This window comes from Pseudomonas sp. PONIH3 (genome assembly GCF_002934345.1).
Classification (GTDB): domain Bacteria; phylum Pseudomonadota; class Gammaproteobacteria; order Pseudomonadales; family Pseudomonadaceae; genus Aquipseudomonas; species Aquipseudomonas soli.
Genome location: NZ_CP026386.1, coordinates 5,540,172 through 5,554,724 on the forward strand (window position 1 = coordinate 5,540,172; position 14,553 = coordinate 5,554,724).

General features: G+C 63.6%; 13 protein-coding genes and 7 tRNA genes. 16 read left to right on the forward strand and 4 right to left on the reverse strand.

What is annotated here, in order from left to right; genetic code table 11:
- Positions 1 to 10 precede the first annotated feature (10 nt).
- The 3 genes from C3F42_RS25670 (at position 11) to C3F42_RS25680 (ending at position 1,899) form a co-directional block, all read left to right on the forward strand.
- On the forward strand, positions 11 to 436 hold the full coding sequence (locus tag C3F42_RS25670; protein WP_038706546.1) for a hypothetical protein: 426 nt from the start codon (positions 11 to 13) through the stop codon (positions 434 to 436).
- Between the two features lie 148 nt (positions 437 to 584).
- On the forward strand, positions 585 to 1,373 hold the full coding sequence (locus tag C3F42_RS25675) for a PhzF family phenazine biosynthesis protein (RefSeq protein WP_104445095.1): 789 nt from the start codon (positions 585 to 587) through the stop codon (positions 1,371 to 1,373).
- A gap of 109 nt (positions 1,374 to 1,482) precedes the next feature.
- The gene (locus C3F42_RS25680; RefSeq protein WP_104445096.1) at positions 1,483 to 1,899 is read left to right on the forward strand and encodes a cupin domain-containing protein; all 417 of its coding nucleotides are present in this window, start codon (positions 1,483 to 1,485) and stop codon (positions 1,897 to 1,899) included.
- A gap of 54 nt (positions 1,900 to 1,953) precedes the next feature.
- On the opposite strand, the gene C3F42_RS25685 is transcribed toward C3F42_RS25680, so the two are convergent.
- Together C3F42_RS25685 and C3F42_RS25690 are read right to left on the reverse strand one after the other, a co-directional pair.
- A tRNA-Asn gene (locus C3F42_RS25685) sits at positions 1,954 to 2,029 on the reverse strand.
- Between the two features lie 61 nt (positions 2,030 to 2,090).
- On the reverse strand, positions 2,091 to 3,287 hold the full coding sequence (locus tag C3F42_RS25690) for an amino acid aminotransferase (protein ID WP_094012465.1): 1,197 nt from the start codon (positions 3,285 to 3,287) through the stop codon (positions 2,091 to 2,093).
- A gap of 288 nt (positions 3,288 to 3,575) precedes the next feature.
- Between C3F42_RS25690 and uvrB the strand changes: the two genes are divergently transcribed.
- Entirely contained in the window at positions 3,576 to 5,591 is a 2,016-nt protein-coding gene (uvrB, locus tag C3F42_RS25695) for an excinuclease ABC subunit UvrB (RefSeq protein WP_038706544.1), read from the forward strand.
- Between the two features lie 48 nt (positions 5,592 to 5,639).
- On the opposite strand, the gene C3F42_RS25700 is transcribed toward uvrB, so the two are convergent.
- Both C3F42_RS25700 and C3F42_RS25705 read right to left on the reverse strand, forming a co-directional pair.
- Positions 5,640 to 7,130 carry an MDR family MFS transporter gene (locus C3F42_RS25700; protein ID WP_177182952.1) on the reverse strand — a complete coding sequence of 497 codons (1,491 nt, stop codon included), beginning with the start codon at positions 7,128 to 7,130 and terminating at the stop codon, positions 5,640 to 5,642.
- 49 nt (positions 7,131 to 7,179) lie between these two features.
- Positions 7,180 to 8,235: an HlyD family secretion protein gene (locus tag C3F42_RS25705; RefSeq protein WP_094012467.1), complete on the reverse strand. Its 1,056-nt coding sequence runs from the start codon at positions 8,233 to 8,235 to the stop codon at positions 7,180 to 7,182.
- Between the two features lie 140 nt (positions 8,236 to 8,375).
- Here C3F42_RS25705 and gltX point away from each other — a divergent pair, with 140 nt between their 5' ends.
- The 12 genes from gltX to C3F42_RS25765 all read left to right on the forward strand — a co-directional run bounded on the left by gltX (position 8,376) and on the right by C3F42_RS25765 (position 14,514).
- Complete coding sequence (gene gltX, locus C3F42_RS25710; protein WP_094012468.1) at positions 8,376 to 9,857, forward strand: glutamate--tRNA ligase; 1,482 nt, start codon at positions 8,376 to 8,378, stop codon at positions 9,855 to 9,857.
- 281 nt (positions 9,858 to 10,138) lie between these two features.
- Positions 10,139 to 10,214, forward strand: a tRNA-Ala gene (locus C3F42_RS25715).
- Between the two features lie 72 nt (positions 10,215 to 10,286).
- Positions 10,287 to 10,362 (forward strand) — tRNA-Glu (locus tag C3F42_RS25720).
- A 53-nt stretch (positions 10,363 to 10,415) separates the two neighbouring features.
- Positions 10,416 to 10,491 (forward strand) — tRNA-Ala (locus tag C3F42_RS25725).
- A gap of 42 nt (positions 10,492 to 10,533) precedes the next feature.
- Positions 10,534 to 10,609, forward strand: a tRNA-Glu gene (locus C3F42_RS25730).
- Positions 10,610 to 10,676: 67 nt separating this feature from the next.
- Positions 10,677 to 10,752 (forward strand) — tRNA-Ala (locus C3F42_RS25735).
- 42 nt (positions 10,753 to 10,794) lie between these two features.
- Positions 10,795 to 10,870: transfer RNA gene (locus C3F42_RS25740), tRNA-Glu, on the forward strand.
- Positions 10,871 to 11,040: 170 nt separating this feature from the next.
- A complete protein-coding gene (locus C3F42_RS25745) occupies positions 11,041 to 11,580 on the forward strand; it encodes a TetR/AcrR family transcriptional regulator (RefSeq protein ID WP_023631831.1) in 540 nt (179 codons plus the stop codon).
- 24 nt (positions 11,581 to 11,604) lie between these two features.
- Complete coding sequence (locus C3F42_RS25750; protein WP_038706542.1) at positions 11,605 to 12,438, forward strand: alpha/beta fold hydrolase; 834 nt, start codon at positions 11,605 to 11,607, stop codon at positions 12,436 to 12,438.
- Positions 12,439 to 12,482: 44 nt separating this feature from the next.
- Positions 12,483 to 12,917 carry a thioesterase family protein gene (locus tag C3F42_RS25755; protein ID WP_023632910.1) on the forward strand — a complete coding sequence of 145 codons (435 nt, stop codon included), beginning with the start codon at positions 12,483 to 12,485 and terminating at the stop codon, positions 12,915 to 12,917.
- 52 nt (positions 12,918 to 12,969) lie between these two features.
- Positions 12,970 to 13,941, forward strand: a complete 972-nt coding sequence (locus tag C3F42_RS25760) for a tRNA-dihydrouridine synthase (RefSeq protein WP_038706541.1) — start codon at positions 12,970 to 12,972, stop codon at positions 13,939 to 13,941.
- Between the two features lie 129 nt (positions 13,942 to 14,070).
- Entirely contained in the window at positions 14,071 to 14,514 is a 444-nt protein-coding gene (locus tag C3F42_RS25765) for an Hsp20 family protein (protein ID WP_031315058.1), read from the forward strand.
- Positions 14,515 to 14,553 lie beyond the last annotated feature (39 nt).

A 14,553-nucleotide genomic window follows, 5' to 3' on the forward strand; every position in this document is an offset into this window, starting at 1 on the left:
AGCAACCGTCATGAACAGCACCGTCCGCCTGACCCTGATCACCCTGGCCCTGGGTCTTTCCGCGTGTACGGTGCACCAGCCGGGGGAGCGTGAACCGCTGCCACCGATCGAGACCACGCCGCCACCGCACCAGGGGCCTGTGGTCAAGCCATTGCCAGGCGGGCAGCCCGGCACCCAGCCGAGCAAGCCGGCGGCGATTCCCAAGCCCATGCCGCGCACCTCCGCAAGCTTCGCGCCGCCGCCCGGTGGCGCCAGCCATTGGGATCCGAAGCTTGGGGTCTATGTACTGGAGAAGCAACCCAATACGTTCTACCGCCAGCGCACCTACTACCGCTGGAACAACGGCTGGAGCTGGTCGCTGAGCCCCAGTGGGCCTTGGCAGGAAACCGACAGCAGTGGCGTGCCGGGCGGCTTGGGCAGGGCGTTCGCGCAGTAGCGATCATCTGCCAGGTGCGAGCGGGATGGGTTCGATGATTAGCCGGCGATGCCCGCTGCGTTGAGGGTGCTGGGCAATACGGTTCCGGTTAGCGGTTGAATCTTGTTCGAGTCCGCCCGGTGCTGCGCCGGGCTTGAGGAGCCTTTGCATGCAACTAGAGATTTTTCAGGTCGATGCCTTTTCATCCGTGCCATTCGGCGGTAACCCGGCGGCGGTGATTCCCCTGCAACAGTGGCTGCCCGACGACGTTCTGCAGCGCATCGCCGAGGAAAACAACCTGTCCGAAACGGCGTACTTCGTACGAAATGGCGAAGCGTTCGATCTGCGCTGGTTCACCCCGGCGGTGGAAGTCGACCTGTGTGGGCATGCGACATTGGCCGCGGCCTGGGTGCTATTCGAGCAACTGGGGGAGCAGGCTGAGGTGCTGCGCTTCAATACCCGCAGCGGGGAATTGCGGGTGAGCCGCAACGCTGATGGTCTGCTGGCAATGGATTTCCCGGTCAAGCAGCCGGTTGCCGTCGAGATTGCGCCGGGGTTGCTCGAGGCGTTGGGGTTGAGCGAGGCCCGGGCGTTGTATCGGACGGACGATTATGTATTGGTGATCGACGATGCTTCGCTGATCGAAGGGCTCAAGCCGGATTTCGTGGCGTTGTCGTCATTCGATGTGCGGGGGATTGCAGTGACGGCGGCGGGGCGGGGGTTCGATTTCGTCACGCGATGGTTCGGGCCCAGGGTGGGGGTCAATGAAGATCCGGTGACCGGGTCGGCCCACACTACCCTGGCGCCTTATTGGGCCGAACGGCTGGGCAAAAACAGCTTGCGCTGTGAGCAGGGTGGGGCGCGCAAGGGGCAGTTGCAGTGTGATGTGCCGGGCAATGGGCGAGTGATCATCAGTGGGCGGGGGGCGCTGTATCTGCGGGGTGTGATTTTTATTTGAGTGCCACTGGCGGGCGGCCAATCGGCCTCCCGCTATTTCCGCGAATTGGCCGTTTGCCCTTTGTGACGCCGGGCTTAACCTGCAGGCAGATCCCTACAGGAGAAGCCCCATGCGTTCTGTCCATTTCCCCGCGGCCCTGCTGACGCTCGGCCTGCTCGCCCCACTATCGCTGGCCTGGGCCCATGGCGAAAAGCCCGATCAGGTCAGGATCCTCCAGGAGCAGCTCCCCACCAATTCCCCTGGCAACAAAGCCGTGATGCTCACGGTGAGCTATGCCCCTGGCGAGGCATCGCCCGGCCACTGGCATCCGGGTGCGGTCATGGCCTATGTGCTGGAAGGCGCGGTGACATCCAAGCTCAATGACGAATCGGAGAAGACCTACAAGGCCGGCGAATTCTGGTACGAGGCTCCGGGGACGGTGCACAGCGTCTCGCGCAATGCCAGTAAAAGTGCCCCAGCCAAGCTGCTGGTATGGAGCCTGGTGGAAGAAGGCAAGCCGGTGACCGAGCCGTTGCCCAAGCGCTGAATCGCAGGTAATAAAAAACCTCCAGTGCATGCGCATCTGGAGGTTTTCAGAGTTTGGCTCCGCGACCTGGACTCGAACCAGGGACCCAATGATTAACAGTCATTTGCTCTACCGACTGAGCTATCGCGGAATCTGCGCGTATCTTACTGCGTGTCTCGGGGAAGTCAAGCTTCCCCTAGACAATCAAGCAGTTACAGCACTTCTACGATGGCCTTGGTGACCACGTGGATGTTGCTCTGGTTCAGCGCGGCGACCGCGATGCGGCCAGTGTCCAGCGCGTAGATGCCGAACTCGTTCTTCAGGCGTGCCACTTGTTCAACGGTCAGGCCCGAGTAGGAGAACATGCCGCACTGGCGGCCGACGAAGCTGAAGTCACGCTTGGCGCCGTACTCGGCCAGCAGCTCGACCATCTGCTTGCGCATGCCGTGGATACGCTCGCGCATCTCGGCCAGCTCGGTTTCCCACATCTGGCGCAGCTCGGGGCTGTTGAGCACCGCGGCGACGATGCTGGCACCGTGGGTCGGCGGGTTGGAGTAGGTGGTGCGGATAACCCGCTTGACCTGCGACAGCACGCGGGTGCTCTCGTCCTTCGAGGCGGTGACGATCGACAGCGCGCCGACACGCTCGCCGTACAGCGAGAACGACTTGGAGAACGAGCTGGAAACGAAGAACTCCAGGCCCGACTCGGCGAACAGGCGAACGGCAAAGGCGTCTTCGTCGATGCCGGCACCGAAGCCTTGGTAGGCCATGTCGAGGAAGGGGATGTGGCCTTTTGCCTTGACTACTTCCAGCACATTTTTCCAGTCGTCCAGCGACAGGTCGACGCCGGTCGGGTTGTGACAGCAAGCGTGCAGCACGATGACCGAACCAGATGGCAGGCTGTTCAGGTCTTCGAGCATGCCGGCGCGGTTGACGTCCTGGCTGGCGGCATCGTAGTAGCGGTAGGTCTGTACCGGGAAACCGGCGCTCTCGAACAGCGCACGGTGGTTTTCCCAGCTCGGGTCGCTGATGGCGACTACGGCGCCCGGCTGCAGGCGCTTGAGGAAATCGGCGCCGATCTTCAGCGCGCCGGTACCGCCGACGGCCTGCACGGTGACCACGCGGCCTGCGGCCAGCAACGGCGATTCGGCGCCGAAGATCAGCTTCTGCACGGCCTGGTCGTACTGGGCGATGCCGTCGATCGGCAGGTAGCCGCGGGAGGCGTGCTGGGCGGCACGGGCGGTCTCGGCTGCGATCACCGCGCGCAGCAGCGGGATGCGGCCTTCCTCATTGCAGTAGACGCCCACGCCCAGGTTCACCTTGTCGGTGCGTGGGTCGGCGTTGAATGCTTCGTTGAGGCCCAGGATAGGGTCGCGGGGTGCCAGCTCGACAGCGGAAAACAGGCTCATTGTTACCTTGGCTCTGATAGGAGAGTGATAGGGTCGCCACGCTCCAGCCGAAGGCACTGAAGCGGTGCGCAAACGGGGAGTCAGTATAGTGATACCCACCGGTCACTGCGACAGTCTGGCGCAGCTTTTCCGGCTGTTTGCGCAAATATTTTTCGACCATTGGTCGAATTGCCCGGTCCATTGCCTTGAAGGGGCGAGGGTCGCACTTGAATCTGGCGCCCGGGGGGCGCATTTGGGTATAGACTACTGGCTAAATTTACAGTTGCCGCGACATCCACGAGGTCCGTCATGTCCGAGTTCCAGCTCGTCACCCGCTTCCAGCCGGCCGGCGATCAGCCCGAGGCCATCCGCCAGATGGTCGAGGGTATCGACGCCGGCCTTTCGCACCAGACCCTGCTCGGGGTGACCGGCTCGGGCAAGACCTTCAGCATCGCCAACGTCATCCAGCAGGTGCAGCGCCCGACCATGGTGCTGGCGCCGAACAAGACCCTGGCCGCCCAGCTGTACGGCGAGTTCAAGGCATTCTTCCCGAACAACGCCGTCGAGTATTTCGTTTCCTATTACGACTACTATCAGCCGGAAGCCTATGTTCCGTCGTCGGACACCTTCATCGAGAAGGACGCCTCGATCAACGACCATATCGAACAGATGCGCCTGTCGGCGACCAAGGCGCTGCTGGAACGACGCGACGCGATCATCGTCACCACCGTGTCGTGCATCTACGGCCTGGGCAGCCCCGAGACGTACCTGAAGATGGTCCTGCACGTCGATCGTGGCGACAAGCTCGACCAGCGCGCCCTGTTGCGCCGCCTGGCCGACCTGCAATACACCCGCAACGAGATGGATTTCGCCCGCGCCACCTTCCGCGTGCGCGGCGACGTGATCGACATCTTCCCGGCCGAATCAGACCTCGAGGCCATCCGCATCGAGCTGTTCGACGACGAAGTGGAGAACATCGCCGCTTTCGACCCGCTCACCGGCGAGGTCATCCGCAAGCTGCCGCGTTTCACCTTCTACCCCAAGAGTCACTACGTGACCCCGCGGGAAACCCTGGTCGAGGCAGTGGACGGCATCAAGGAAGAGCTCAAGCAGCGCCTCGAGTACCTGCACGCGAGCAACAAGCTGGTCGAGGCCCAGCGCCTGGAGCAGCGCACCCGTTTCGACCTGGAGATGATCCTCGAACTGGGCTACTGCAACGGCATCGAGAACTACTCGCGCTACCTCTCCGGCCGCCCGGCCGGCGCGCCGCCGCCCACGCTCTACGATTACCTGCCGGATGACGCGCTGCTGGTGATCGACGAATCACACGTCAGCGTTCCGCAGGTCGGCGCCATGTACAAGGGCGACCGCTCACGCAAGGAAACCCTGGTGGAGTATGGCTTCCGCCTGCCGTCGGCACTCGACAACCGTCCCATGCGTTTCGATGAATGGGAGGCGGTCAGCCCGCAGACCATCTTCGTCTCCGCCACCCCTGGCCCCTACGAGGCCGAGCATGCCGGGCGGGTGGTTGAGCAGGTGGTGCGGCCGACCGGCCTGGTCGACCCGCAGGTCGAGGTGCGTCCGGCACTGACCCAGGTCGACGACTTGCTGTCGGAGATCGGCAAGCGCGTCGCCCTGGGCGAGCGCGTGCTGGCCACCACGCTGACCAAGCGCATGGCCGAGGACCTCACCGATTACCTGGCCGATCACGATGTGCGGGTGCGCTACCTGCACTCGGACATCGACACCGTCGAGCGGGTCGAGATCATCCGCGACCTGCGCCTCGGCACTTTCGACGTGCTGGTGGGGATCAACCTGCTGCGCGAGGGTCTGGACATGCCCGAGGTGTCGCTGGTCGCGATCCTTGACGCCGACAAGGAGGGCTTCCTGCGTTCGGAACGCTCGCTGATCCAGACCATCGGCCGTGCCGCACGTAACCTCAACGGTAGGGCGATCCTCTACGCCGACAACATCACCGGCTCCATGCAGCGAGCCATCGATGAGACCGAGCGGCGCCGCGAGAAGCAGGTCGCTTTCAACCAGGCCAACGGCATCGTGCCCAAGGGCGTGGTCAAGGACATCACCGACATCCTCGAAGGCGCCACCGTGCCTGGAGCCCGCAGCAAGAAGCGCAAGGGCATGGCCAAGGCGGCGGAGGAGGCCGGGCGTTACGAGGTCGAGCTGCAGACCCCGGCGCAGATCACCAAGCGCATCAAGCAACTGGAAGAGAAGATGTTCCAGTTCGCCCGCGACCTGGAGTTCGAAGCGGCGGCGCAATTGCGCGACGAGATCGGACAGTTGCGCGAGCGGCTGATCGCCAGCTGATTGCCGCCTGTTAGTGTTATGTGGTGTGGAAGCGGGCTTGCCAATGGGTCAATGGGCTTCCCCAGCTTTCAACCCCTGCGGCAGCTTGCGCGTCAACAGCACCGCCAGCATGCTCACCACAAGGCCGATGCCGACGAAATGGAAGGCATCGTTGTAGGCCATGATCAGGGCCTGCTGGTGGGTGATCTCCGACAGCTTGCCCAGTGCCGCGTTGTCGCTGCCCAGGCGTTCAGCCAGTTGCGCCAGGCGTTCGGCCACCTGCGGATTGCTCGGCACCACCGCCTCGCGCAAATAGTCGAAATACACTTTGGTCCTCGCATCCAGCAGCGTTGCCAGCAGGGCTATGCCGATGGCACCCCCCAGGTTGCGCAGGATATTGAACAGGCTCGAAGCCGACCCCGCGTCCTGCGGCTGGATGTAAGCCGTGGCAATCAGCGAGATGGTCACCATGATCATCGGCTGGCCGAGGGCGCGGATCACCTGGATCTGGTTGAACTGCGGGCCGGCAAAGTCCGGGTTGAGCACGCCGGAGCCGAAACTGGCTGCGCCGAACAGGCAGAAGCCCAGGGCGCACAGCACCTTGGGCGGGATCACCTTCATCAGCTGCGGTACCAGAGGGATCAGGAACAGCTGCGGTATGCCCATCCACATGATCACTTTGCCGATCTGCAGCGCGTTGTAGCCCTGCACCTGCGCCAGATAGAGCGGCAACAGGTAGATCGAGCCATACAGGCCGACGCCCATGCCCAGGCTGGCGATGCTCGACAGGCCGAAGTTGCGGTTGCCGAGGATGCGCAGGTTGATCAACGGGTGCGGCCGGGAGAACTGGAGGATCACGAACAGGATAAGGGCGAGCAGGGCGACGGTGCCCAGGCTGACGATCAGGCTCGACTCCAGCCAGTCCTTGCGATGGCCTTCCTCGAGAAACACCTGCAGGCAACCCAGGCCCAGGCCGAGGGTGGCGATACCAGCGTAGTCGGTGCTCTTGAGCAGTTCCCAGTGCGCTTCCTTCTTTTCCAGCCCATAGAGCAGCCCGGCGATCATCAGCAGCCCCGGCGGGATGTTGATGTAGAAGATGTATTCCCAGCCCCAGTTCTCGGTCAGCCAGCCGCCCAGGGCCGGGCCGATGGATGGGGCGAAGGTGGCGGTCATGGCGAACATGGCCATGCCCTTGGCGCGGTGGTGCTCCGGTAGCTTGATGAGCGTCAGGGTGAAGGCCAGCGGGATCAGCGCGCCGCCGGTAAAGCCCTGCAGGGCGCGGAACACAATCATGCTTTCCAGGTTCCAGGCCATCGAGCACAACAGCGACGACACCAGGAAGCCCAGCGATACCCAAACCGCCAGGCGTCGGGCCGAAAGCAGCTGCACCAGCCAGGCGGTCAGCGGGATCATGATGATCTCGGCCACCAGGTAGGAGGTGGAGATCCACGAGCCTTCCTCCAGGGTCGCCGACAGCGCGCCCTGGATGTCCTTGAGCGAGGAATTGGTGATCTGGATGTCCAGCACCGCCATGAAGGCACCGAGCATCACGCTCATCACCGCGATCCAGTCGCGCCGGGTCGGCTCGGCGGTCGGGCGTAACAGCGCGTCACCGGCCATGCTGGTCGTCGTCTTCGCCGCGCAGGTCGACGGTGACGGTCACCGACATGCCTGGGCGGATGCGACCGTGCAGCGGGTTGTCCGCGGCGACGGTCAGCTTGACCGGCAGGCGCTGCACGACCTTGGTGAAGTTGCCGGTGGCGTTGTCCGGCGGCAGCAGGCTGAACTGCGCGCCGGAGGCGGCGAACAGGCTGTCGACCCGGCCTTCGATCGGGGTGTCGGGGTAGCTGTCGAATACCAGCTCGGCGCGTTGGCCGGGGTGCATCCCGCCGATCTGGGTTTCCTTGAAGTTGGCCTGTACCCAGATGTCCTCGTCGGGGACGATCGACATCAGGTAGGCGCCGGCCTGCACCACCTGGCCGTTGCGTGCGTTGCGCTGGCCGATGGTGCCGCTGATCGGCGCGTGGATCGCGCAGCGGGTCAGGTTCAGCTCGGCCTGGGCCAGGTCGGCGTGGGCATTGGCGATCTGCGCGTCGAGGCGCTTGAGCTCGGCGGCCAGGGCGTCGACCTGCTGGCGTTGGCCCTTGAGGTCAGCCTGGGCCTTGTCCACTTGGGAGCGGGCGACATGGCTTTCGGCCGACAGGGTAGTGACCCGCTCTTCGGAGACGAATCCAGGTTTGCGCAGAGCCTGGGCGCGGTTTAGGTCAAGTTGCGAGCGGTCGAGGTTGGCCTGGTTGGCGGCCACCTGGGCCTGGCCCGCGGCGATCAGGCTGCCTTGCTGGGTCAGGCGGCTGCGCGCCTGCGCGAGTTCGGCCTCGCGGCTGGCCAGTGCGGCACGGGCACGCTCGACGGCGAGTTCGAAGTCGGCGGCTTCCAGGCGCACCAACACGTCGCCTTTGCTCACATGCTGATTGTCCTCCACGCGCACCTCGTCGATACGCGCCCCCAACTGGCTGGAGATACGCGTGATCTCGCCCTGCACATAGGCGTTGTCGGTACTCTCGTAGAAGCGTCCCTTGAAGTACCAGTGGGCCAGGAAGGCGAGGCCGACCAGCAGTACCAGGGTAATGAAGACCAGCAAGCGACGTTTGAGTGGGCTAGGCATGGGGGTATTCGTTGAAAAGTGTAAGCAAATTTAACAGCTCTGGATGGCAAGGCCACAAGTGACGATAGCGCCATTGCTGGAGCCCGATGCCTGCTCCCTGCTAACATCGCGCCTTTGTTTCTCTTCGTTCGAGACTCTCAATGACCACCGTTCGCACGCGTATTGCGCCATCGCCCACTGGCGACCCCCATGTCGGCACCGCCTACATCGCCCTGTTCAACTACTGCTTCGCCAAGCAGCACGGCGGTGAGTTCATCCTGCGTATCGAAGACACCGACCAGTTGCGCTCCACCCGTGAGTCGGAGCAGCAGATCTTCGACGCACTGCGCTGGCTCGGCATCGAATGGAACGAAGGCCCGGACGTCGGCGGCCCGCACGGCCCGTATCGTCAGAGTGAGCGCGGGGAGATCTACGCCAGGTATGCCAAGGAGCTGGTCGATGCCGGCCACGCCTTCTATTGCTTCTGCACCGCCGAAGAGCTGGAGCAGATGCGTGCCGAGCAGATGGCCCGCGGCGAAACCCCGCGCTATGACGGCCGCGCCCTGTTGCTGAGCGACGAGGAAGTGCAGCGCCGCCTGGCCGCTGGCGAGCCGCACGTGATCCGCATGAAGGTGCCGAGCGAAGGCATTTGCGTGGTCCCGGACATGCTGCGTGGCGATGTCGAGATTCCATGGGATCGCATGGACATGCAGGTGCTGATGAAGAACGACGGCCTGCCGACGTACTTCCTGGCCAACGTGGTCGACGACCACCTGATGGGCATCACCCATGTGTTGCGTGGTGAAGAGTGGCTGCCATCGGCGCCCAAGCTGATCAAGCTTTACGAGTACTTCGGCTGGGAGCAGCCCAAGCTGTGCTACATGCCGCTGCTGCGCAACCCGGACAAGAGCAAGCTGTCCAAGCGCAAGAACCCGACCTCGGTCACCTTCTACGAGCGCATGGGCTTCATGCCCGAAGCCATGCTCAACTACTTGGGCCGCATGGGTTGGTCGATGCCGGACGAGCGCGAGAAGTTCTCGCTGGCCGAGATGGTCGAGCACTTCGACCTGTCGCGCATCTCCCTGGGCGGGCCGATTTTCGACATCGAGAAACTGTCCTGGCTCAACGGCCAGTGGCTGCGTGAACTGCCGGTGGAAGAGTTCGCCGCGCGCGTGCAGAAGTGGGCGTTCAACAGCGACTACATGATGAAGATCGCCCCGCACGTTCAGGGCCGGGTCGAAACCTTCAGCCAGGTCGCCCCGCTGGGTGGCTTCTTCTTCGAAGGCGCGCTGAAGCTCGACGCCAAACTGTTCGAGAGCAAGAAACTGTCGGCCGACCAGGTGCGCCAGGTGATGCAGCTGATCCTGTGGAAGCTGGAAAGCCTGCGCCAGTGGGAAAAGGATCGCATCACCGCCTGCATCCAGGCCGTGGTCGAGTCGCTGGAGCTCAAGTTGCGCGACGCCATGCCGCTGATGTTCGCCGCCATCACCGGCCAGGCCAGCTCGGTGTCGGTGCTCGACGCCATGGAAATCCTCGGCCCCGACCTGACCCGCTACCGTCTGCGCCAGGCCATCGACCTGCTCGGCGGCGTGTCGAAGAAGGAAAACAAGGAGTGGGAAAAGCTGCTGGCGAAAATCGCCTGATCCAGGCTTTTCCGGCCATGTGGGAGCGAGCTTGCCCCGCGATTGCGATGTCGGATTCATGACCGCCATCGCGGGACAAGCCCGCTCCCACTGGCCGCACTCCTCGCAGAGGGGCAGGGCAGGGCGGTAAGTGATTGTTATCTGTGAAAAATTTTTTGAATATTTTCGAAAATTCGTTTGACAGCCTTGCAATCCGATCTTAATATGCGCCCCGTCCACAGCGATGAACGAAAACGAAACGCCAGGCACCCAGCCAGCGCTTCGGTTCAAAGCGACATTGTGGGGCTATAGCTCAGCTGGGAGAGCGCCTGCATGGCATGCAGGAGGTCAGCGGTTCGATCCCGCTTAGCTCCACCAAATTCCGCTTGATGGCCAAGGTCCTCAGGCAAGACCGGTTCCAGAGAACGGGTCTTGAAGGTAAGAAGGTTCGTCCCCTTCGTCTAGTGGCCTAGGACACCGCCCTTTCACGGCGGTAACAGGGGTTCGAGTCCCCTAGGGGACGCCAGTTTTACACAAGCGATGTTGCATGATGTCGCTGGGCCGAGAGGCTAGAAATCCGGGGCTATAGCTCAGCTGGGAGAGCGCCTGCATGGCATGCAGGAGGTCAGCGGTTCGATCCCGCTTAGCTCCACCAATTTTGCCGCGATTCGCGAAGGCGGATCGGCACGAAGGTTACGTCCCCTTCGTCTAGTGGCCTAGGACACCGCCCTTTCACGGCGGTAACAGGGGTTCGAGTCCCCTAGGGGACGCCACTTTTACCCGCGTTTTGCGGGAGTTTAAAGGCTCATCATCCAGATCGATGCGTCTTTTGTTTTACTCGGGGCTATAGCTCAGCTGGGAGAGCGCCTGCATGGCATGCAGGAGGTCAGCGGTTCGATCCCGCTTAGCTCCACCAATTCGCCACGATTCGCAACAGCGGGTCGGCACGAAGGTTAAAGTCCCCTTCGTCTAGTGGCCTAGGACACCGCCCTTTCACGGCGGTAACAGGGGTTCGAGTCCCCTAGGGGACGCCAATTTTTTACCTGCGTTTTGCAGGACTTATAAGGCTCATTCGCTTATTGAATGGGCCTTTTGTTTTTCTGCCTTCCAAAAAATCCAGCTGTGCCGATCAATGGCCGCAGATTCCGCTTGCCAGAAAATATTATGAGCATAATATGTCGATCATAATATTCAGAGGTGAGCCATGAGCGACAAGAAGAGCAAGACCCGCCAGCGCATCCTCGATGCGGCGCGCAGCGCGCTGGTCCAGCAAGGCCCGGCCGATCCGAGCGTAAGCCAGGTCATGGGCGCTGCGGGGCTTACGGTCGGCGGCTTCTATGCCCACTTCGATAGCAAGGACGAGCTCATGCTCGAAGCCTTCAGCCAGTTGCTGGCCGAACGCCGTGCCTTGCTCGCCCAGCTCGATCCAGCCCTTGACGGTACCGAGCGCCGGGCGTTGGTCGCGGCCTTCTACCTGTCGCGCAAGCACCGCGATACCGAGGTGCAGGCCTGCCCGATTCCCAATGCGCTGAGCGAGATGCAGCGCCTGCCCGACGCCTTCCGTGACGTGCTGGCCGAACACATCGAGCTGATGACCGCGCAAATGGTCGACCGTCCCGAGGACATCGACAAGGCGCTCGCCGATTTCGCCCTGATGGTTGGCGGCCTCGCCGTGGCCCGCGCCCTGGGCGACGGCGAGTTGTCCGACCGGATACTGCGTGCCGCCAAGTCGGCGGTGATCTGAGCAACCTGACCCTGGAGCAAGGCGATGACTACCCTGAGCTGGATTCGTGGCGTCAATGGCACCCTCGGCCACCTGGCCCCTGAACATGTCGCCGGCAAGATGCGCCGCGCCTTCATGACTCCGCGCAACCTGCCGCCCAAACCGTGGGAGCTGCCGCTGCTGGCCAGGGCCGAGCGCATAACCTTGCGCTTCGGGTTGTCGGCGTTGCGCTGGGGGCAGGGGCCGACGGTATTGCTGATGCATGGCTGGGAAGGGCGCCCCACCCAGTTTGCGGCATTGATCGAGCGGCTGGTGGACAGCGGCCATACCGTGGTGTCGCTGGAAGGGCCGGCACACGGGCGTTCGCCCGGCGAGCAGGCGCATGTGGTGGCGTTTGCCCGCGCCTTGCTCGAGGCCGCCGCCGAACTGCCGCCGCTGCGCGCGGTGATCGGACACTCGATGGGTGGCGCCAGCCTGTTGCTGGCGCTGCAGTGGGGGCTGCGCACCGATGCGGCGGTAAGCATCGCCGCTCCGGCCCGTTTGCTCGGCGTGCTGCGTGGCTTTGCCCGGCGACTGGGCTTGCCGGCGCGGGCGCGGGCCGCGTTCATCCGCCAGGTGGAGCGCGATGTCGGCGTCCAGGTGGCGCGCCTGGATGTCAGTGCCTATCAACTGGATGTGCCGGGCTTGGTGGTGCATGCCGAGGACGATCCCGTAGTGCCCGCCAGCGAGGCGCCGCTGATTCACCAGGCCTGGTTCGACAGCCGCCTGCTGCTGCTGGAGGAGGGCGGTCATCAGCGGGTGCTGGCCGATCCGCGCCTGGGCCAGGCAGTGATCGAGCTGCTCGCACGCTCCACCGAGCGGGCGCGGCAAAGCGCCTGAGCATCCGGTACACTCTGCCCGTTCACTGAAAACCAGGAGCAGGCATGAGTTGGGATCTGGCGGCACCATTCATCATCGACCTTCGCGTCGGCAGCGAGGATATCGACGGCCTCGGCCACGCCAACAACGCCGTCTACGTCACCTGGCTGGAGCGCTGCGCCTGGCGCCATTCCCAGCGTCTGGGGCTGGACCTGGCCGAGTATCGTCGGCTGGACCGGGCCATGGCGGTGGTCCGCCATGAAATCGACTACCTCGCCGCCGCCTATGAGGACGACGAGCTGCAACTGGCCACCTGGATCATCGATTGGGACCAGCGCCTGCGCATGACCCGGCGCTTCCAGCTCAAGCGCCCGAGTGACGGCGTGACCTTGCTGCGGGCACAGACCACCTTTGCCTGCATCGAGCTGTCCAGCGGCAAGCCCAGGCGCATGCCGGCGGAATTCATCGACGGCTACGGCCCGGCGCTGACCGGCAGCTGACGGCTGGCGGAAGTTTGCTAGACTGCCGCCTTTTTCGTGGCGAGACCCTGAAATGCAAATTGCCCTGGCCCCCATGGAGGGGCTGGTCGACAACATCCTGCGCGACGTCCTGACCCGTGTGGGCGGTATCGATTGGTGCGTCACCGAGTTCATCCGCGTCTGCGACCGCCTGCTGCCGGCCTCTTCGTTCGACAAGCTGGCACCGGAGCTGCGCCAAGGCGCCCGTACCGCCGCTGGCGTGCCGATGCGCGTGCAATTGCTCGGCTCCGACCCAGTATGCCTGGCCGAGAACGCAGCGCTGGCCTGCGAGCTGGGCGCGCCGGTGATCGACCTGAATTTCGGTTGCCCGGCCAAGACCGTCAACAAATCACGGGGCGGGGCGGTGCTGCTCAAGGAGCCGGAGCTGTTGCATGCCATCGTCCGTGAAGTGCGCCGGGCGGTGCCGGCACATATCCCGGTGACCGCAAAGATGCGCCTGGGCTACGACAGCCCCGACGGTGCCCTGGACTGCGCCACGGCGCTGGCCGAGGGCGGCTCGGCGCACCTGGTGGTGCATGCGCGGACCAAGGTCGAGGGCTACAAGCCGCCCGCCCACTGGGAATGGGTGGCGCGGGTGCAGGATGTGGTCAAGGTGCCGGTGTTCGCCAATGGCGAGATCTGGACTGTCGACGACTGGCGGCGTTGTCGCGAAGTCAGCGGCGCCGAGCACATCATGCTTGGCCGCGGGCTGGTGTCGCGTCCGGATCTGGCCTTGCAGATCGCTGCGGCCCGGGATGGTATCGAGTATCAGCCGATAAGCTGGGAGGCGCTGCAGCCGCTGCTGCGCGAGTTCTGGCGCCAGGCACAGCATAAGTTGTCGCCGCGCTATGCCCCAGGGCGGATGAAGCAGTGGCTGGCGATGCTGACCCGCGGTTACCCCGAGGCGGTGGCGCTCTTCGCCGAGTTGCGTCGGGAGGATGACTGCCAGCGAATCAGCGGCTTGCTGGGGATGGAGGAGCAGGCGGCGCTAGTCTGTGTTGCCTGAGCCAACCTGGCGTAAATTTTTTCACGTTGGCCCTTGAAAGCCTTTTGCCCGGACATATCTCTTGAGTACGCGATGCCGAACTCGGGTCGCGTAGTGACTTAACTTGCTGAATCTCAGGAGTTCATGACCATGACTACCGCTTTCTCTCTCGCACCACTTTTCCGCAACTCTGTCGGTTTCGACCGTTTCAACGATCTGTTCGAAGCCGCCGCCCGTAATGAGGCCGGTAGCAGCTACCCGCCCTACAACGTGGAAAAACACGGTGATGACCACTACCGCATCGTGGTGGCCGCCGCTGGTTTCCAGGAGCAGGACCTCGATCTGCAGGTCGAAAAAGGCGTCCTCACGGTGACTGGCGGCAAGCGCGACGGCAGCAGCGAAGGCGTTACCTTCCTGCACCAGGGCATTGCCCAGCGTGCCTTCAAGCTGTCGTTCCGCCTGGCCGACCACATCGAGGTCAAGGGCGCGGGCCTGGCCAATGGATTGCTCAGCATCGAGCTGCTGCGCATCGTGCCGGAAGAAGCCAAGGCCAAGCGGATTCCGATCAACGGTGACAAGCCGGCGCTGAACTGATTTCAGCGCATGAAGAAAGGGTACCCTCGGGTGCCCTTT